The sequence below is a fragment of the Burkholderia sp. 9120 genome (genome assembly GCF_000745015.1).
Taxonomy (GTDB): domain Bacteria; phylum Pseudomonadota; class Gammaproteobacteria; order Burkholderiales; family Burkholderiaceae; genus Paraburkholderia.
The window spans coordinates 1,850,086-1,869,791 of sequence record NZ_JQNA01000001.1 but is presented as its reverse complement, the minus strand read 5'-3'; the positions used below and the strand labels follow the sequence as shown (position 1 = coordinate 1,869,791).

General features: G+C 63.9%; 17 protein-coding genes. All 17 read left to right on the top strand.

Annotated features, from left to right (window positions below):
• Window positions 1–196 precede the first annotated feature (196 nt).
• The 17 genes from coq7 to FA94_RS08250 all read left to right on the top strand — a co-directional run bounded on the left by coq7 (window position 197) and on the right by FA94_RS08250 (window position 19,491).
• Window positions 197–835: a 2-polyprenyl-3-methyl-6-methoxy-1,4-benzoquinone monooxygenase gene (coq7, locus tag FA94_RS08330; RefSeq protein WP_035548872.1), complete on the top strand. Its 639-nt coding sequence runs from the start codon at window positions 197–199 to the stop codon at window positions 833–835.
• Window positions 836–1,324: 489 nt separating this feature from the next.
• The gene (gene mraZ, locus FA94_RS08325; RefSeq protein ID WP_035548869.1) at window positions 1,325–1,753 is read left to right on the top strand and encodes a division/cell wall cluster transcriptional repressor MraZ; all 429 of its coding nucleotides are present in this window, start codon (window positions 1,325–1,327) and stop codon (window positions 1,751–1,753) included.
• Between the two features lie 15 nt (window positions 1,754–1,768).
• Window positions 1,769–2,722 (top strand): 16S rRNA (cytosine(1402)-N(4))-methyltransferase RsmH, encoded by a 954-nt coding sequence (gene rsmH / locus FA94_RS08320; RefSeq protein ID WP_035548866.1) that lies wholly within the window; start codon window positions 1,769–1,771, stop codon window positions 2,720–2,722.
• Window positions 2,719–3,069, top strand: a complete 351-nt coding sequence (ftsL, locus tag FA94_RS08315) for a cell division protein FtsL (protein WP_035548864.1) — start codon at window positions 2,719–2,721, stop codon at window positions 3,067–3,069. The genes rsmH and ftsL overlap by 4 nt, the downstream gene beginning before the upstream one ends.
• The gene (locus tag FA94_RS08310; RefSeq protein WP_035548861.1) at window positions 3,066–4,931 is read left to right on the top strand and encodes a peptidoglycan D,D-transpeptidase FtsI family protein; all 1,866 of its coding nucleotides are present in this window, start codon (window positions 3,066–3,068) and stop codon (window positions 4,929–4,931) included. Before ftsL ends, FA94_RS08310 begins: the two co-directional genes overlap by 4 nt.
• Window positions 4,928–6,478 carry a UDP-N-acetylmuramoyl-L-alanyl-D-glutamate--2,6-diaminopimelate ligase gene (locus tag FA94_RS08305; protein WP_035548859.1) on the top strand — a complete coding sequence of 517 codons (1,551 nt, stop codon included), beginning with the start codon at window positions 4,928–4,930 and terminating at the stop codon, window positions 6,476–6,478. The genes FA94_RS08310 and FA94_RS08305 overlap by 4 nt, the downstream gene beginning before the upstream one ends.
• On the top strand, window positions 6,475–7,905 hold the full coding sequence (locus tag FA94_RS08300; RefSeq protein ID WP_051980426.1) for a UDP-N-acetylmuramoyl-tripeptide--D-alanyl-D-alanine ligase: 1,431 nt from the start codon (window positions 6,475–6,477) through the stop codon (window positions 7,903–7,905). The genes FA94_RS08305 and FA94_RS08300 overlap by 4 nt, the downstream gene beginning before the upstream one ends.
• A gap of 17 nt (window positions 7,906–7,922) precedes the next feature.
• Window positions 7,923–9,092: a phospho-N-acetylmuramoyl-pentapeptide-transferase gene (mraY, locus tag FA94_RS08295; RefSeq protein ID WP_035548854.1), complete on the top strand. Its 1,170-nt coding sequence runs from the start codon at window positions 7,923–7,925 to the stop codon at window positions 9,090–9,092.
• Between the two features lie 24 nt (window positions 9,093–9,116).
• Entirely contained in the window at window positions 9,117–10,631 is a 1,515-nt protein-coding gene (gene murD / locus FA94_RS08290) for a UDP-N-acetylmuramoyl-L-alanine--D-glutamate ligase (RefSeq protein WP_035548852.1), read from the top strand.
• Complete coding sequence (ftsW, locus tag FA94_RS08285) at window positions 10,628–11,908, top strand: putative lipid II flippase FtsW (protein ID WP_035548849.1); 1,281 nt, start codon at window positions 10,628–10,630, stop codon at window positions 11,906–11,908. Before murD ends, ftsW begins: the two co-directional genes overlap by 4 nt.
• Complete coding sequence (murG, locus tag FA94_RS08280; RefSeq protein WP_035548847.1) at window positions 11,905–13,035, top strand: undecaprenyldiphospho-muramoylpentapeptide beta-N-acetylglucosaminyltransferase; 1,131 nt, start codon at window positions 11,905–11,907, stop codon at window positions 13,033–13,035. Before ftsW ends, murG begins: the two co-directional genes overlap by 4 nt.
• Window positions 13,032–14,432, top strand: coding sequence for a UDP-N-acetylmuramate--L-alanine ligase (gene murC / locus FA94_RS08275; protein WP_035548845.1), 1,401 nt, complete (start codon window positions 13,032–13,034; stop codon window positions 14,430–14,432). Before murG ends, murC begins: the two co-directional genes overlap by 4 nt.
• 1 nt (window position 14,433) lies before the next feature.
• The gene (locus FA94_RS08270; RefSeq protein ID WP_035548840.1) at window positions 14,434–15,375 is read left to right on the top strand and encodes a D-alanine--D-alanine ligase; all 942 of its coding nucleotides are present in this window, start codon (window positions 14,434–14,436) and stop codon (window positions 15,373–15,375) included.
• Window positions 15,376–15,399: 24 nt separating this feature from the next.
• Entirely contained in the window at window positions 15,400–16,152 is a 753-nt protein-coding gene (locus FA94_RS08265; RefSeq protein ID WP_035548837.1) for a cell division protein FtsQ/DivIB, read from the top strand.
• Window positions 16,153–16,179: 27 nt separating this feature from the next.
• Entirely contained in the window at window positions 16,180–17,412 is a 1,233-nt protein-coding gene (gene ftsA / locus FA94_RS08260) for a cell division protein FtsA (RefSeq protein ID WP_007180311.1), read from the top strand.
• A 121-nt stretch (window positions 17,413–17,533) separates the two neighbouring features.
• Window positions 17,534–18,736, top strand: coding sequence for a cell division protein FtsZ (gene ftsZ, locus FA94_RS08255; RefSeq protein WP_035548835.1), 1,203 nt, complete (start codon window positions 17,534–17,536; stop codon window positions 18,734–18,736).
• Window positions 18,737–18,987: 251 nt separating this feature from the next.
• A complete protein-coding gene (locus FA94_RS08250) occupies window positions 18,988–19,491 on the top strand; it encodes a peroxiredoxin (RefSeq protein WP_035548832.1) in 504 nt (167 codons plus the stop codon).
• Window positions 19,492–19,706 lie beyond the last annotated feature (215 nt).

The window sequence follows — 19,706 nt, the reverse complement described above, 5'->3', positions numbered from 1 at the left end:
AGGCATACATGGCACAAAGAAAAAGGAGACGGCCTGGAACGCTCCTGTTTCGTTTACGCAACATGGTCTAAAATCAGGAATTGGCCGTCGAAATCATGCGGATTAAAGGTTTTCGTGGCGCTGTTTTCTGCCCGCAAAGCCTTGTCGCACGGGCCTTCGGGTTCCTCGGGGCGGCTGTCGAATGAGGGAGTGCTGAATGTTTCTGGACGAGTTGATTAGCGAGTTTGATCGGGGTTTACGCTCAATGACCGGCGTGTCGCGGATGAGTCGTCCGTTACCGGTTCCGCAAGAATCATTGGTGAGTGGCGAGGTGCCCGAGCTCTCACCCGCGGAGCGCGCGCATGCCGCCGGACTGATGCGCGTGAACCATGTCGGCGAGGTGTGCGCACAGGCGCTTTACCAGGCGCAAAAACTCGCCACTAAATCGCCTTCATTGCGAGCGGTGTTCACGCACGCCGCGATCGAGGAAGAAGATCACCTCGCATGGACCGCGAAGCGCCTCGAAGCGCTCGATTCGCGCCCGAGTCTGTTGAACCCGGTCTGGTACACCGGCGCGCTGGCTATCGGTCTCGCGGCCGGGCGTCTGGGTGACCGCGTGAGCCTCGGCTTCATGGCGGAAACCGAGCGTCAGGTGGAGCAGCATCTGGATAGCCATCTGGATCAGTTGCCGGCGGCCGACCACGAGTCGCGCGCAATCGTTGAGCAAATGCGCGTGGATGAAGCCGAGCACGGCAAAGCCGCGATGGACGCCGGCGGTATCGAGTTGCCGTTGCCGGTGCGTGCGCTGATGCGTGCGGTATCGAAAGTCATGACGCGCACCGCCTATTACATATAAGGCATATCAATGCGAAACCGGGGTTCAGCGCAGAAAATGCACCCCGGCAGAACGCAAGACCGGAAGTGGGACGGCGCCTCGCGCGTCGTCCGTCAGGAGTCGTTGAAAACCCCGCCGCCATCCCCCCATCCTGCTTGACGATCTCTTACATTCCGCGCTGTTCCCTCGCACTTTTCACGTATCACCTTCACAAGTTGCACTAGCTCATTCATTTATAACGGTTTTCCGTTTTATGTCTGACGTGAACTAGTCGCGCTAAGTCCTTGTTCTAACAAACAAAATTCGTTCAAAAAGCAGTTATCTCCCTTGACCCCTCTTTAGCGTTACTCTAAAGTGGGAGACAGTGTGAGAAAGTGTATTTTTGTGTGATCTCACGGGTGGTTTGGGGTAGATTTTCACGAATCGGGTAGCGGGCGCAAAAAAGCGCCGCGACAGCAATCAGTGGCATGGGACCGGAGTGAGTAACTCGGGTCGACAGGGGAGAGCGAAGTGTTCCAAGGGGCGTCGGCGCTGACGCTCGATGCGAAAGGGCGGATGTCGATTCCCTCTCGCTATCGGGATGCGCTGCAAACACAGGCAGAGGGCCGGGTGACGATCACCAAGCACCCGGACGGCTGCCTGTTGCTCTTTCCGCGCCCGGAATGGGAGATCTTCCGCGACAAGGTCGACAAGCTGCCCATGAACGCGGCCTGGTGGAAGCGTATTTTTCTCGGCAATGCAATGGATGTGGATATGGACGGTGCAGGGCGCGTGCTCGTGTCGCCGGAATTGCGCGCGGCTGGCGCATTGGAAAAAGAAGTGAACCTGCTCGGTATGGGTCGTCATTTCGAGCTGTGGGACGCACAGATTTACGCCGCGAAGGAACAGGCGGCCATCGCCGAGGGCATGCCCGAAGCGTTAAAGAATTTCACGTTCTGATCGCGGCTTACATATATGGCACCTGCGATGGGAAACGAATTGCAGCATCGCACGGTGCTGTTGGATGAAGCGGTCAACGCGCTGGTTAATCGCGCGGATGGCGTTTATGTGGACGGCACGTTCGGGCGCGGTGGTCACAGCCGCCTGGTGTTGGAGAAGCTGGCCGAGTCGGGGCGTCTGATCGCGTTCGACAAAGACCCGCTTGCCATCGCCACGGCGCAGCAGATCGCGGATCCGCGCTTCAGCATCGTGCACGAGAGTTTTGCTTCACTGCGCGCCGCGGTTGCGGAGCGTGGCGTAGGGCGCGTGTCGGGCATCTTGCTGGATCTGGGCATATCGTCGCCGCAAATCGACGATCCGGAGCGGGGCTTCAGCTTCCGCGCCGACGGCCCGCTCGACATGCGCATGGACCCGACGCGCGGCGAGTCCGCGGCTGACTGGCTGGCGCGGGCCACGGTGCAGGAATTGACGGAGGTGATACGAAATTATGGGGAAGAACGGTTTGCTTTTCAGATTGCAAAGGCGCTTGTTGCTCGCCGGGCAGAGTCCGACCGTCTTGGGCCTCTCGTCAGCACGGGCGAGCTTGCCCAAATCGTGGCTAACGTCGTCAAAACCCGTGAGAAGGGCAAGGATCCGGCAACCCGCACCTTTCAAGCTATACGGATTCACATCAATCAAGAGCTTGCGGAGCTGCAAGTCGTTTTAGAAGCAGCGTTGTCGCTGTTGGAGCAAGGGGGGCGGCTGGTGGTCATCAGCTTTCATTCGCTCGAGGACCGGATCGTCAAGCGATTCCTGCAGGCGCACGCCAGTACGCCTCAGGTGGATCGTCGCCTGCCGATTCGCGCCGTCGATCTGCCGAGCCCCCCGCTCAAAATCATCGGCCGTGTGTTCGCGAGCGACGCTGAAGTCGCCGCCAACCCGCGCGCCCGTTCTGCCGTGATGCGTGTGGCGGAGCGGATCGCGCCATGAACCGCCTCAATATCTTCCTGCTGATCATCGTGATGGGGTGCGCGTTGTCGGTTGTCAACGCGACCAATCAGCAGCGACAGATCTTTATCCAGTTGCAGCGCGCTCAATCGCAGGAGCGTCAGCTGCAGCAGGACTATTCGCAGCTTCAATATCAGCAGAGCGCGTTGTCGAAGACCTCGCGCATCGAGCAGATCGCGACCGACTCGCTGAAAATGCAATCGGTCACGACCGGCCGCACCCAGTACCTGACGCTCGACCCGGGCGCCGTCAAGGCTGAGGACGCGCCGATCCCGACTTCCGGTCCGGCCTCGGCGCCGGTGGCGACCCGTCGCGGAGGCGTGCGATGAAAAAATCGTCGACTCGCAAGAGCGTGGCCTTCTCGGCCAACCCGATCCTGTCGGTGCGCCTGCCCATGTGGCGCTCGAAACTCGTCGTGTTCATGCTGTTCATGGCGTTCGTCGCGCTGGCCGGGCGCGCGTTCTGGATCCAGGGTCCGGGCAACGCGTTCTATCAGAAGCAGGGCGAAATCCGCTATCAACGGCGCCTCGAACTGCCGGCCACGCGCGGCAAGATTCTCGACCGTAACGGTCTCGTGCTCGCCACGAGCTTGCCGGTGCGCGCAATCTGGGCGATTCCCGAATCGGTGCCCGACGATCTCGGCGCGGACAAGCTGAACTCGCTTGGCCAACTGCTCGGCATGACGAACAAGGAACTGCGCGCCAAGCTGTCGGAAGACAAGAACTTCGTCTACGTGAAGCGCCAGGTGCCGGTGGACGTGGCGGAGAAAGTGAGCGCGCTGGACATTCCGGGCATTTACGCGCGCGACGAATACAAGCGCTTCTATCCGGAAGGCGAGATCACGGCTCACCTGATCGGCTTCACCAACGTGGAAGACGAAGGCCAGGAAGGCGTTGAACTCGGCGACCAGAAGCTGCTCGCCGGCGTGTCGGGCAGCCGCCGCGTGATCAAGGACCGCATGGGCCACATCATTGAAGATGTGGACGAGCAGGTCGTGCCGCACAACGGTGAAGACGTCGACCTGTCGATCGACAGCAAGATCCAGTACATCGCCTATACGAACCTGAAGGCGGCCGTCGAGAAATTCAAGGCGAAGGCCGGCGCGGCGATGGTGATCGACGTGCGGACCGGCGAAGTGCTGGCGCTCGTCAATTACCCGACGTACAACCCGAACGACCGTTCGCACCTGACCGGCGATCAACTGCGCAACCGCATCCTGACCGACACGTTCGAGCCGGGCTCGATCATGAAGCCGTTCACGGTGTCACTCGCGCTCGATCTGCACCGCGTCACGCCGACTACACTGGTAGATACCGGGGGCGGCCGCTTTGTGCTGGACGGTGCGCCGATTACCGACGACAGCGCGTTCGGCGTGCTGACCGTGGGCGGCGTGATCCAGAAGTCGAGCAACATCGGCGCGACGAAGATCGCCATGCAGCTCAAGCCCGAAGAGATGTGGAATATGTATACCAGCATCGGTCTCGGCCAGGCGCCGAAGGTCGGCTTCCCGGGCGCGGCGGCGGGCCGTCTGCGGCCGTGGAAGAGCTGGCGCCGCATCGAGCAGGCGACCATGTCGTACGGCTACGGTCTGTCGGTGTCGCTGTTCCAGTTGGGCCGCGCCTACACCGCGATCGCGCACGACGGCGAGATCATGCCGGTGTCGATTTTCCGTACGTCGAACGATCAGCCGGCCACGGGTCCGCAGATCTTCGCGCCGACCACCGCTCGCGAAGTGCGCGCCATGCTCGAAACCGTCACCGCGCCGGGCGGTACGTCGCCGGATGCGGCCGTGCCGGGTTATCGCGTCGGCGGCAAGAGCGGTACTGCGTACAAGCACGGCGCGCATGGTTACGACCACTCCAAATACCGCGCGTCGTTCGTCGGCATGGCGCCGATGCCGAATCCGCGCATCGTCGTCGCCGTGTCGGTCGACGAACCGACGGCGGGCAGCCACTTCGGCGGTCAGGTGTCGGGTCCGGTGTTCTCGGCGATCGTCGGCGACACGCTGCGCTCGCTGAACGTGCCGCCGGACATGCCGGTCAAGCAGATGGTGGTGTCGGACGATTCGGCGCCGCCCGCGCCGAACGCACCGGCCACGCCCGCCGTTGCCAAGAAACTTTCCACGAGCGCCGGCGCCAAGAAGATGACGATTTCCGTCTCCGCGAAAAGCCATCCGGGAGTTGTGCGATGAGCGCATTGCGCAAGCACCATCCCGCTCACCGGCAGATCGCCGACGCGCTCACCTGGCTGCACGCACGCGTGCAGCCAGACGCGCATCTGCACGCCGACACGCGCTCGCTCGCAGCAGGCGACGCATTTTTCGCCTACGCGGTAGATGGCGCGGACAACCGCCCGTTTATCGACGGCGCGCTCGAACGTGGCGCGGCCGCGGTGCTGGTGCAGCCCGAGGGTTTTGCCGAGTCGATCGATCAAGACACCACGCTAGCCGTGCCGGCGTTGAACGAACTCGCTGGTTCGATTGCGAGCGGCTGGTACGGCGACCCGAGTGACGCGATGCTGGCGGTCGGCATTACCGGCACGAACGGCAAGACGTCGTGCAGCCAGTGGGTGTCGGCGGCGCTGACCGCGCTCGGCAAGCGCTGCGCGATCATCGGCACGCTCGGCACGGGCTTGCCGGGCCAACTCGTGCACACCGGTTTCACGACACCCGACGCGCCGCAATTGCAACGCAGCCTCGCGCAGTTACGCGATGCCGGCGCGCAGGCGGTGGCGATGGAAGTGTCGTCGCACGCGCTGCATCAAGGCCGCGTGAACGGCACGGCGTTCGACATCGCCGTGTTCACGAATCTCACGCAAGACCATCTCGACTATCACGGCACTTTCGCGGCGTATGAAGCGGCGAAGGCGCGTCTGTTCGCGTGGCCGGAACTGCGCGCGGCCGTGATCAATCGCGACGATGCCGCCGGCCGCCGCCTGCTCGCCAGCACGCAAGGTCACGCCCGCACGATCGCCTATGGCCTCGACGGCGCCACCACCCAAGATGTGCCGCAGGCCGACGCCTGGCTGCTGGCGTCGAACGTGCGCGCCACGGCCACTGGCAGCGCATTCCATCTGAGCACGTCCGATTGGGGCAATGCCGACGTCGAAGTGCAAACGCTCGGCGCGTTCAACGTGAGCAATCTGCTCGGCGTGCTGGGCGCGCTGCTCGCCGCCGAGGTGCCGTTCGACGCCGCCCTCGCCGAACTGTCGAAGCTCGAACCGGTGAACGGCCGCATGCAGCGCCTGGGCGGCCGTTTGCAGAACGATGAGCCGCTGGTCGTGATCGATTACGCCCACACGCCGGACGCGCTGGAAAAAACCCTCGAAGCGCTGCGCCCCATGGCGGCCGCGCGCGGCGGCGAACTGATCTGCATGTTCGGCTGCGGCGGCGACCGCGACGCGACCAAGCGTCCGCTGATGGGCGCGATCGCCGAAAGGCTCGCCGACGGCGTGGTCGTGACCAGCGACAACCCGCGCAGCGAAGATCCGCAAGCGATCCTCGAACAGATCGCCGCGGGCATGCAGGACGCGTCGAAGGCGCGCCGCATCGAAGACCGCGCGAGCGCGATCCTGCAAGCGATCCGCACTGCCGCGCGCGAAGACGTGATCGTGCTGGCCGGCAAGGGGCATGAAGCAACACAGGAAATCATGGGTAAGAAACGCGCTTTCTCCGATCAGGACCACGCTCGCCTCGCGCTTGCCGCGCGCGCGACGCATGCACGCGGGGGTGGCGAATGAGCCAGTCAGGAAATGCCATGTTCTCGCTGCGTGAAGCCGCCGCGCTAATTCCGGGCGCCACCGTACTCGGCGACGACAGCGTGACTTTCGAGCGCGTGTCGACCGACAGCCGCAGCGCCGGCGCGGGCGATCTGTTCATCGCGATCAAGGGCGAGCGTTTCGACGCGCACGACTTCCTGCCGCAAGTCGCGGCGCGCAACGTCACGGCCGCGCTGATTACGCGCGCGCCGGCCGACTGGACCGTGCCGTCGCTGCTCGTGACGACCGATACGCGCGTTGCGCTCGGCGCGCTCGCGCGCGGTTGGCGTCGCCGGTTCAGTCTGCCGCTCGTCGCGGTAACGGGCAGCAACGGCAAGACCACGGTCAAGGAAATGATCGCGTCGATCTTCGCCGCCGCCGTGGGTGAGCAAAACCGGCTCGCCACGGCCGGCAACTTCAATAACGACATCGGCTTGCCGCTCACGCTGTTCCGTCTGCAAGCCGCGCATCAGTTGGCGGTGGTCGAACTCGGCATGAACCATCCGGGCGAAACCTCATTGCTGGCGAAGCTCGCCGAGCCGACCGTCGCGGTGGTGAACAACGCGCAGCGCGAGCATCAGGAATTTATGGCGACCGTCGAAGCGGTCGCGCTCGAACACGCTAGCGTGATTCACACCCTGTCGCCGGAAGGCGTGGCCGTGTTCCCGGCCGACGACGCCTACGCGAGCATCTGGCGCGTGGCCGCCACCGGCAGCCGCATCATGGACTTCGCGCTGAACTCCGCCGAGCGCGTGACCAAAGCCGCCGTCAAAGGTACGTTCGACGGCAACGTGTTGCGCATCGACACGCCGGCAGGTCACGTCGACGTCACGCTTCAAGTGCTCGGCAATCACAACGCGCACAACGCATTGGCCGCGACTTCTGCCGCATTGGCTGCAGGCGTTTCGCTCGACGCGATCAAGCGCGGTCTCGAATCGTTCGGCGCTGTGAAAGGCCGCTTGCAGGTCAAGCGGGCGGCCGTCGGTGCGCTGACCGGCGCCACCGTGATCGACGACACCTACAACGCCAATCCCGACTCGATGCGCGCCGCGATCGACGTGCTCGCGTCGTGCGCCTCGCCGCGCGTGCTGGTAATGGGCGACATGGGTGAAGTCGGCGACAACGGTCCGGCGTTTCATCGCGAAATCGGTGCCTACGCGAAGGAACGCGGTATCGACGCGCTGTACGCCATGGGCGACGCCTCGCGCGACGCCTGCACCGCGTATGGCGCGGACGCGCACCACGTGCCCGATGTCGGCACGCTGGTCGTGCAATTGCAGCAGGCCGGTTTCGGTCCTGCGGCAACGCTTCTCGTGAAAGGCTCGCGCTTCATGCAAATGGAACGCGTGGTGGACGCCGTGACGAGTCCACAACCCAACGCAGCGGGCACGACGCCCGCCGCACATTGAACTAGAAGGACCGAAGCATGCTACTGGCGCTGGCGCAATGGCTGCAGAATGACGCAAGCTTCTTGCGCGTGTTCAGTTATCTGACATTCCGTGCGGTGATGGCCACCATCACCGCGCTGCTGATCGGGCTCGTCTGCGGCCCGGCGGTGATTCGTAAGCTGACCGCGATGAAGGTCGGTCAGGCCGTTCGTAAAGACGGTCCGCAATCGCACCTCATCAAATCGGGCACCCCGACCATGGGCGGCGTGCTGATTCTGCTCGGCATCGCGGTGGCCACGCTGCTGTGGGCCGATTTGACCAACCGCTTCATCTGGATCGTGATGCTGGTTACGTTCGGCTTCGGCGTGATCGGCTGGGTCGACGATTACCGCAAGGTGGTCTACAAAGACCCGCGCGGCATGTCGTCGCGCGAAAAGTATTTCTGGCAGTCGGTGATCGGCCTGTTCGCGGCGGTCTATCTGGCGTTCAGCGTGTCCGAAGCGAACAACGTGCGGGTCTACGACCTGTTCATGGCGTGGGTGCGCAGTGGTTTGTCGATGGGCTTGCCGGCGCGCGCCGATCTGATGCTGCCGTTCGTCAAGTCGATCAGCTATCCGCTCGGCGTGTGGGGCTTCATCGTGCTGACGTATCTGGTGATTGTCGGTTCGAGCAATGCGGTCAATCTCACCGACGGCCTCGACGGCCTCGTGATCATGCCGGTCGTGCTGGTGGGTGCGTCGCTCGGCGTGTTCGCCTATGTGATGGGCAGCTCGGTCTACTCGAAGTACCTGCTGTTCCCGCATATCGCCGGCGCGGGGGAATTGCTGATCTTCTGTTCGGCGATGGGCGGAGCCGGGCTCGCGTTCCTCTGGTTCAACACGCATCCGGCGCAGATGTTCATGGGCGACGTCGGCGCGCTGGCACTCGGCGGCGCGCTCGGCACGGTCGCGGTGATCGTGCGTCAAGAAATCGTGCTCTTCATCATGGGCGGCATTTTCGTCGCCGAGACGCTGTCCGTGATGTTGCAGGTCACGTGGTTCAAATTCACCAAGCGCCGTTTCGGCGAAGGGCGGCGTCTCTTCAAGATGGCGCCGCTGCACCACCATTTCGAATTGTCGGGCTGGAAGGAAACGCAAGTCGTTGTGCGCTTCTGGATCATCACGCTCATGTTGTGTCTGTTCGGTTTGTCCACGCTCAAGTTGCGTTAAAGCAGGTTCTAAGGGAAGCAGGCGATGTTCGGCGAGAAGTTTCGGGATCGGCAAAAGCCGATGGTGCTCGTGCTGGGACTGGGTGAATCCGGTCTCGCGATGGCGCGCTGGTGCGCGCGGCACGGCTGTCGGCTGCGTGTGGCCGATACGCGCGAGGTGCCGCCGAACCTGTCCGCGCTGGAAGCGCACCGCGTCGATGCCGAATTCGTCGGCGGCGCGTTTTCGCCGGCGTTGCTCGACGGTATCGAACTCGTGACGATCAGCCCGGGTCTGTCGCCGCTCGCCGCCGATCTGCTGCCGCTGATTAGCGCCGCGCGCGAGCAAGGCATTCCCGTGTGGGGCGAACTCGAACTGTTCTCGCTGGCGTTGCAGACGCTCGGCGAAAGCGGCTACGCGCCGAAGGTGATCGCGATTACCGGCACCAACGGCAAGACCACCACCACGAGCCTGACCGGCCTGCTGTGCGAACGCGCCGGCAAGAAGGTCGCGGTGGCGGGCAACATCAGCCCGTCGCTGCTCGACAAGCTCAGCGAAGCGATCGACAACACCGCGCTGCCCGACGTGTGGGTGCTGGAACTGTCGAGCTTCCAGCTCGAAACCGCGCACACGTTCGCACCGGACGCGGCCGCGGTGCTGAACATTACGCAAGACCATCTGGACTGGCACGGCGGGCTCGATGCGTATGCCGCCGCGAAAGGCCGCATCTTCGGACCGCAAACGGTACGCGTGCTGAATCGCGACGACGCGCGGGTGATGTCGCTCGTGCCTTCGGGAGAGAGCGAGGCCGAGGTCGTGACGTTCGGCGTCACCGAGCCGAAGAACGACGGCGACTACGGTTTGCTGCGCGAGAACGGCATTGTCTGGCTGGTCGAAGCGCATGACCGCGACGCGAGCGATGAGCCGGTGCCCAAGCGCCGTCGCAAGAACGCAGTCGCGGCGCTGCCGAATATCGCGCTGAAGCGCTTGATGCCGGCGGACGCCTTGCGCATTCGCGGTTTGCACAATGCCGCGAACGCGCTGGCCGCGTACGCGCTCACGCGCGCCGTCGGCCTGCCGGGCGCACCGCTGCTGCACGGTCTGCGTGAATACCGTGGCGAGCCGCATCGGGTGGAATTGATCGCGTCGATCGAAGGCATCGATTACGTGGACGACAGCAAGGGCACCAATGTCGGCGCAACGGTTGCCGCGCTCGACGGCCTCGCGCAACGCGTGGTGCTGATCGCTGGCGGCGACGGCAAGGGCCAGGAGTTCGATCCGCTCGCCGCGCCGGTCATGCGCTGGTGTCGTGCCGTGATGCTGATCGGCCGCGACGCGCCGCAGATTCGGGCCGCGCTGGAACACACCGGCATCGCGCTGACGGACCACGCCACACTAGAAGACGCGACGCGTGCCGCCGCCGCGCTGGCGCAACCGGGCGACGCCGTGCTGCTGTCGCCGGCCTGCGCGAGCTTCGACATGTTCACGGGTTACGCGCACCGCGCCGAAGTATTTCGCGGCACGGTGGAAGACATCGCGGCCGAACGGGGGACGATGATATGAGCTGGTCGGAACGCTTCGGTTCACGCACCGCGGGCGCGGGCGCCGGCGAAGGCGCCTCGGGCGGCGGCGCGGCGCGCGTCGGTGGCCGCACGGGCAGCGGGCTGGCGAGCGCCGTCAGCGGCGTGCGTCCGCTGCGCTCGCGGATGCTCGACTACGATCACTCGCTGCTGTGGGTAGTCGTCGCGCTGCTCGGACTCGGCGTCGTGATGGTGTATTCGGCGTCGATCGCGATGCCGGATTCGCCGAAGTATTCGTCGTACCGCGACTGGGCGTTTCTCGCGCGGCAGATTCTGTTCGTGGTGCTCGGCTCGGTGATCGGCATCGTCGCGTTCCGCGTTCCGATCTCGACGTGGGACAAGTACGCGCCGAAGCTCTTCCTGATCTCGCTGTTCGCGCTGGTGATCGTGCTGATTCCGCACATCGGCAAGGGCGTGAACGGCGCGCGCCGCTGGATTCCGCTCGGCATTACGAACATGCAGCCGTCGGAAATCATGAAGCTCGCGGTGACGATCTACGCCGCGAACTACACGGTGCGCAAGCAGGAATACATGCACAGTTTCGCCAAAGGCTTTCTGCCGATGGCGGTCGCGGTCGGCCTCGTCGGCGCGTTGCTGCTGCTCGAACCGGACATGGGCGCGTTCATGGTGATCGCGGCGATCGCAATGGGCGTGCTGTTCCTCGGCGGCGTGAACGGCAAGCTGTTTGGCGGCCTCGTTGCCACGGCGGTGGGCACGTTCAGCTTGCTGGTGTGGGCGTCGCCCTGGCGTCGCGAGCGGATTTTCGCGTACCTCGATCCGTGGGACGACCGTTACGCGCAGGGCAAGGCGTATCAATTGACGCACTCGCTGATCGCTTTCGGGCGCGGCGAGTGGTTCGGCGTGGGCCTCGGCGGCAGCGTCGAGAAACTCAACTATCTGCCGGAAGCGCATACCGACTTCATCCTCGCGGTGATCGGCGAGGAACTCGGTTTTGTCGGCGTGCTGGTGGTGATCCTGATGTTCTACTGGATCGTGCGCCGTTCGTTCGAGATCGGCCGTCAGGCGCTCGCGCTCGACCGCACGTTCGCGGGCCTGGTCGCGAAGGGCATCGGCATCTGGTTCGGCGCGCAGACCTTTATCAACATGGGCGTGAACCTCGGCCTGCTGCCGACCAAAGGTCTCACGTTGCCGCTCGTCAGTTACGGCGGCTCGGGCATTTTGCTGAACTGCGTCGCGGTGGCGGTGCTGATGCGCGTGGATTACGAGAACCGGGTGTTGATGCGCGGAGGGAAGGTATGACCGCAGCGCCGCAACGCACGCTGATGGTGATGGCCGGTGGCACCGGGGGACACGTGTTCCCGGGCCTCGCGGTCGCGCACCTGATGCAGGCGTGGGGCTGGAAGGTCGTATGGCTCGGCAATCCTGCGGGCATGGAAGCGACGCTGGTGCCGAAGCATGGCATCCCGATGGAATACGTGCGCTTCGGCGGACTGCGCGGCAAAGGTCTGAAGACCAAGCTGATGCTGCCGCTGAATCTGCTGCGCGCCTGCACGCAAAGTCTTTCCGTGCTGCGTCGCGTGAAGCCGGATGTCGTGCTCGGCATGGGCGGCTACATCACGTTTCCGGCCGGTTTGATGACCGCGTTGAGCGGTCGTCCGCTGGTGCTGCATGAACAGAATTCGATCGCGGGGCTCGCCAACAAGGTGCTCGCGAAGCTCGCCAGGCGCGTGCTGGTTGCGTTCCCGAATGCATTGCCGCATGGCGAATGGACAGGAAATCCGATTCGTGAGGAACTTGCGCGCGCAATTGCACCCAAAGCACGCTACGCGCAACGCAGCGGTCCGCTGAATGTGCTGGTGGTGGGTGGCAGTTTGGGCGCGGCGGCGCTGAATGAAGTGGTGCCGCGCGCGGTGGCGTTGCTCGCGCCGAACGAGCGGCCGCGCATCGTGCATCAGGCGGGCGCGAAGCATATCGACGCGCTGCGCGAGAACTACGCGGCAGCCGGTTTGCAAGCGGTCGAGGGCGCGTCATCGAGCGTCGAACTCGTGCCGTTCATCGACGACATGACCAGCGCGTATGCGAACGCCGATCTGGTGATCTGCCGTTCGGGCGCAATGACGGTGTCGGAGATTTCAGCGGTTGGGGTGGCGGCGTTCTTCGTGCCGTTCCCGTTTGCAGTAGACGATCATCAAACAACCAATGCAGCGTTCCTCGCCGGTAACGGCGCGGCGCTGGTCGTGCAGCAACGCGATCTGTCGGCGGAAATGCTCGCCGACTGGTTGCGCAGCCAGACGCGGGCAAGTCTCGCGGAGATGGCGGAGCGTTCGCGCTCGCTCGCGAAACCCGACGCCACGGAACAGGTCGCGCAGATCTGCGCGACTGTGGCGGGTTCGATTTCGGGCGCGAGCCCAGAAGGAAAGCAATGAAACACATCGTCAAACATATTCACTTTGTCGGCATCGGCGGTGTCGGCATGAGCGGCATCGCGGAGGTGCTGGTCAATCTCGGCTATCAGGTAAGCGGCTCGGATCTGACGAGCAACGCGATCACCGATCGCCTCGCGAACCTCGGCGCGCGGATCGCGATCGGTCATGCGGCGGAGAACATTGAAGGCGCGAACGCGGTGGTCGTTTCGACCGCGGTGCGCAGCGACAACCCGGAAGTGCTGGCCGCGCGTCATCGCCGCATTCCGATCGTGCCGCGCGCGGTGATGCTTGCCGAACTGATGCGTCTGAAGCAGGGCATTGCGATTGCCGGTACGCACGGCAAGACCACGACCACCTCGCTGGTGGCGAGCGTGCTGGCGGCGGGCGGGCTCGACCCGACCTTCGTGATCGGCGGCCGGCTGATCAGCGCGGGCGCGAATGCGCGTCTGGGTACGGGCGACTTTATCGTCGCCGAGGCGGATGAGTCCGATGCGTCCTTCCTGAATCTGTTCCCGGTGATCGAAGTCATCACGAACATCGACGCCGATCACATGGACACCTACGGCCACGATTTCGCGCGGCTCAAGCAGGCGTTCATCGAGTTCACGCACCGTCTGCCGTTTTACGGCATCGCGGTGCTGTGCGTCGACGATCCGAACGTGAAGGAAATCCTGCCGTTCGTGTCGAAGCCGATCATTCGTTACGGTCTGGCGCCCGATGCGCAGGTGCGCGCGGTCAACGTCACGGCGCACGACGGCAAGATGCATTTCACCGCCATGCGTGAAGATGCGGCGCCGCTCGACATCGTGCTGAACCTGCCGGGTGAGCACAATGTTCAGAATGCGCTGGCCGCGATTGCGATTGCGACTGAACTTGAAGTGAAAGATGCCGATATCCAGCGAGCGCTGGCGGATTTCAACGGCGTGGGCCGACGCTTCCAGCGCTACGGCGAAGTGCCGGTCGAGACCGAAGGCAAAGCCGGCACGTACACGCTGGTCGACGATTACGGTCATCACCCGGTCGAAATGGCCGCGACGGTGGCGGCGGCGCGCGGCGCGTTTCCGGGCCGGCGTCTGGTGCTGGCGTTCCAGCCGCACCGCTTCACGCGCACGCGTGACTGCTTCGAAGATTTTGTGAAGGTGCTGTCGACCGTCGACGCGCTCGTGCTGACCGAAGTCTATTCGGCCGGCGAAGCGCCGATCGTCGCCGCGGACGGCCGTGCGTTGGCGCGCGCGCTGCGCGTGACGGGCAAGGTCGAACCGGTGTTTGTCGATTCGGTGGACGAAGTGCCGGACGCGCTCGCAGCAGTGGTGCGCGCCGGCGATGTGGTGATCACGATGGGCGCGGGTTCGATCGGCGGTGTGCCGGGTCGCCTGGCTCAGGAAACGAAGGTGTGAGATGAGCGGTATCGATCCGAAAAAATTCGGCAAGGTGGCAGTACTTCTCGGCGGTGAATCCGCTGAGCGCGAAGTGTCGCTCACGTCCGGCCGCCTGGTGCTGCAAGGACTGCGCGACGCGGGTATCGACGCGCATCCGTTCGACCCGTCCGAGCGTCCGCTCGGCGCGTTGAAGGCAGAAGGCTTCGACCGCGCGTTCATCGCGTTGCACGGCGGTTATGGCGAGAACGGCCAGATTCAGGGCGCGCTCGACTTCTACGGCATCAAGTACAACGGCAGCGGCGTGCTCGGCTCGGCGCTCGGTCTGGACAAGTTCCGCACCAAGCTCGTGTGGCAGCAACTCGGCATTCCGACGCCGCCGTTCGAAACCGTGCTGCGCGGCGACGATTACGCGGCGCGCGCGCGGGACATCGTCGCGAAGCTCGGCTTGCCGTTGTTCGTGAAGCCGGCGAGCGAAGGGTCGAGCGTCGCGGTGATCAAGGTGAAGAGCGCGGACGCATTGCCGGCCGCGCTACTGGAAGCGATCAAGTACGACAGGATTGTCGTGGTCGAGAAGAGCATTGAAGGCGGCGGCGAGTACACCGCGTGCATTGCCGGCGATCTCGATCTGCCGCTGATCCGCATCGTGCCGGCCGGCGAGTTCTACGACTATCACGCGAAGTACATCGCGAACGACACGCAGTATCTGATTCCGTGCGGACTCGCGCCCGAAGAAGAAGCGCGCCTGAAAGTGCTGGCGCGCCGCGCGTTCGACGTGCTCGGCTGCACCGACTGGGGCCGCGCCGATTTCATGATGGACGCGGACGGCAATGCGTATTTTCTGGAAGTGAACACGGCGCCTGGCATGACCGATCACTCGCTGCCGCCGAAAGCGGCGCGCGCGGTGGGCATCAGCTATCAGGATCTGGTTGTCGGCGTGTTGGCGCTGACGCTGCAGGACTAACCGGGGCGACCCGAAAGCAACACCATGTGGAACAACGTTCGCCAGCTCAATTTCGCCGCCAACGCGCTGCACGTGTTGCTGGTGCTCGTGCTGCTGGCGGCGGGCGGTTACTGGCTGATCCAGCGTCCGAATTTCGCGCTGCGCGAAATCCAGATCGACGGTGACACCGAGCACATCAATTCACCGACGGTGCGCGCCGGGGTAGTAGGGCGGTTGAAGGGCAATTTTTTCACGGTGGATCTCGACGTCGCGCGGCAGGCGTTCGAGCAGATGCCGTGGGTGCGTCACGCGAGCGTGCGGCGTGTCTGGCCGAATGCGCTGGCTGTCACGCTGGAGGAGTACAAACCGCTGGGAACGTGGGGTAGCGATCAGTTGGTGAGCGTCGACGGCGAGCTGTTCACGGCGAACCAGGGCGAGCTCGAAGAAGATCTGCCCGCGTTCGACGGTCCGGACGGCACGGCCAAAGAAGTTGTCGCGCGCTATCACGATTTTCAGAAGTGGTTCGCGCCGCTGGGCGCGACGCCGGATGAAGTGACGCTGTCGCCGCGTTATGCGTGGACGGTGAAGTTGTCGAACGGAACGCAGGTGGAACTCGGGCGCGAACGCAATCAGGACACGCTGCTCGATCGCAGCAAGCGCCTGACCGCGGCGTGGAACGCGGTGACGCAACGTTGGGGAAAGGATATCGAGTATGCGGACTTGCGCTATCCGAACGGTTTCGCGATTCGTGCCGCTGGCATGCGCTTTATCAGCGAACCCGACAAGGGCAAGAAGTAAACGGACATCACACGCAATGAGCACGCTATGAGTAAAGACTATAAAGATCTGCTGGTCGCCCTCGACATTGGGACGTCGAAGGTCGTGGCCATCGTCGCCGAGTTGAAGGGCGAAGGTCACTACGAGGTGATCGGCCTCGGCCAGAGCGAATCGAAGGGGCTCAAGAAAGGCGTGGTGGTGAATATCGAAGCCACCGTGCAATCGATTCAGCGCGCGCTCGAAGAAGCCGAACTGATGGCCGACTGCAAGATCACCAACGTCTTCACCGGGATCGCCGGCAGCCATATCCGCAGCTTCAATTCGAGCGGCATGGTGGCGATCAAGGAAAAAGAAGTCACGCAGACCGACGTGGCGCGCGTGATCGAAACGGCCAAGGCGATCAACATCCCGACCGATCAGCAGGTGCTGCATATCCTGACCCAGGAATTCATCATCGACGGTCAGGAAGATGTGCGCGAGCCGATCGGCATGAGCGGCATTCGCCTCGAAGTGAAGGTGCATATCGTCACCGGCGCGGTCAGCGCGGCGCAGAACATCGTCAAGTGCGTGCGCCGCTGCGGCCTCGAAGTGAACGATCTGATCTTGCAGCCGCTGGCGTCGTCGCTGGCGGTGCTGACCGAAGACGAGAAGGAACTCGGCGTGGTGCTGGTCGATATCGGCGGCGGCACGACGGACATTGCGATCTTCAGCGAAGGCGCGATCCGTCATACGGCGGTGATTCCAATTGCCGGCGACCAGATCACCAGCGACATCGCGATGGCGCTGCGCACGCCGACGCCGGACGCGGAAGACATCAAGGTCGATTACGGCATCGCCAAGCAGGCCTTGGCCGATCCGGACGAAATGATCGAAGTGCCGGGTCTCGGCGAGCGCGGTCCGCGCACGCTGTCGCGCCAGGCACTGGCGGCGGTGGTCGAGCCGCGTGTCGAAGAACTGTTTTCGCTCGTGCAGCAGGTGGTGCGCGAGTCGGGTTATGAGGAACTGCTGAGCTCCGGCGTGGTGCTGACCGGCGGCGCGTCGATGATGCTCGGCATGGTCGAACTGGGTGAGGACATTTTCCTGAAGCCGGTGCGCATTGGCGTGCCGGAATACGCGGGCGGTCTCGCCGACGTGGTGCGCAACCCGCGCTACTCGACGGCAATGGGCCTGCTCGTCGAAGGACGCTCGCAACGCATGCGCGGCCGCAAGGTCGCGGTGCAGTCGGGGTCGATGGGTCAGGTCTTCACGCGGATGAAGGACTGGTTCCTCGGCAACTTCTAACGATTTCGCTTTAAAAAAAACTCGCGCTGGTGCCGGCGGCCGGCGCGCGACAGGGGGTTGCCCGATCTCCTGCCGAATAACGGCCGAGTGGCTGTAAATTTTTTATCTTGACGGAGGCAACATGGAATTCCAGATGCTGGAAACCGAAACGAACGGCACCATCATCAAGGTGGTCGGAGTAGGTGGCGCTGGCGGCAATGCCGTTCAGCACATGATCAACAAAGGCGTGCAAGGCGTCGACTTCATCGTGATGAACACGGACGCGCAGGCTCTGTCGCGTTCGCGCGCCACTGCGGTGATCCAGCTCGGCAACACGGGTCTGGGCGCTGGCGCCAAGCCGGAAATGGGCCGCGCGGCAGCGGAAGAAGCCCGTGAACGCATCGCCGACGCACTGCGCGGCGCGCACATGGTCTTCATCACGGCCGGTATGGGCGGCGGCACGGGTACAGGTGCCGCACCGGTGGTCGCGCAGATCGCCAAGGAAATGGGTATCTTGACCGTTGGCGTGGTCAGCAAGCCGTTCGAGTTCGAAGGCGGCAAGCGCATGCGTGTGGCAGAAGCCGGTTCGCAGCAACTGGAGGATCACGTCGACTCGCTGATCGTCGTTCTGAACGACAAGCTGTTCGAGGTGATGGGCGATGACGCCGAGATGGACAAGTGCTTCCAGTGCGCAGACGACGTTCTGAACAACGCAGTTGCCGGCATCGCGGAAATCATCAACGTCGACGGTCTGGTGAACGTCGACTTCGAAGACGTGAAGACGGTGATGGGCGAGCAGGGCAAGGCGATGATGGGCACGGCGACGGTTGCCGGCGTCGATCGCGCGCGTCTGGCCGCCGAGCAGGCTGTCGCCAGCCCGCTGCTGGAAGGCGTGGATCTGTCGGGCGCACGCGGCGTGCTGGTCAACATCACGTCGAGCCGTTCGCTGCGTCTGTCGGAAACGCGTGAAGTGATGAACACCATCAAGAGCTACGCGGCGGAAGACGCCACGGTGATCTTCGGCGCTGTTTATGACGACGCAATGGGCGACGCGCTGCGCGTGACGGTCGTGGCAACGGGTCTGGGCCGTGCAGCGAAGAAGCAGCAATCGGCACCGATGACGCTGCTGCGCACCGGCACCGACAACCAGCCGATCAGCACGATGCAGCACGCTGCGTACGCACCGTCGACGTCGCACGCGAGCACCGCAGACTACGGCGCGCTGGATACGCCGGCAGTGTGGCGCACCTCGCGCGACACGGCGGCTTCGCATGTGCAGGCGCTGCAGGAAAAGGGCGTCGACACGTACGACATTCCGGCGTTCCTGCGCAAGCAGGCGGACTGAGCGCGAGCAGGCTTTCGTTGCCGCGCTTCTTCTGGAAGCGCTGGCGGACGAATGCACGAGCGTGGCGGGTGAACGGCGAACAGGCCGCGTATCGTTAGATTCGCGGCAAGGACAACTGCCCTCTTCGGATTCGCGAAGCGGAGTGGGCGACTGTTGCCGGGGCGCGCAGCCGGTGTTAGGGCTGGCGCGATTGACTTCACTGCGACACGACAGCGTGCGAGCGTGCTTCGCATCGATGCAAAGGACTGAGCATGATTCAGACAGGTGACAAGCTGCCCGACGCGACGCTCTTCGAGTTGATCGAAGACGAGCGGGCGGGCTGCACGATCGGGCCTAACAGCTTCGACGTGCGCGAGCAGACGGCGGGTAAGCGCGTGGTGATCTTCGGGTTGCCGGGCGCCTTCACGCCGACCTGTTCGGCCAAACACGTACCGGGCTATGTCGGGCACGCCGAGCAGTTGCGCGCGGCGGGCATCGACGAAATCTGGTGCGTGTCCGTCAACGACGCGTTCGTAATGGGCGCGTGGGGACGCGATCAGCACGCCTCGGGCAAGGTGCGCATGATGGCGGACGGCAGTGCGGCTTTCACTCGGGCGCTTGGTCTCGAGCAGGATTTGTCGGCGCGCGGCATGGGAATCCGTTCCCAGCGCTACGCGATGGTGGTCGACGACGGCGTGGTCAAGACGTTGAACGTCGAGGCTGCCGGCAAATTCGAGGTTAGCGATGCAGGGAGTATCCTCGCAACGTTGAGCTAGTTACGCGGCGTCCCGACCTTCGCCCCGAGCGCATGTTGTGGCAGGGCAACGGTCGATAAGACGCTTTTGTGACAGGCCGTTACGCGGGCCGATGACCGGAAACGCCTCCGTTCCGGATATCGGCCCGTCACGCTTTCCCTGATTGGCGCCCCCGGGGTAATGCAGCGAAACAGATTGATACGTTCCGCGCAAAGACGCTCCATAGGGTATTGGAG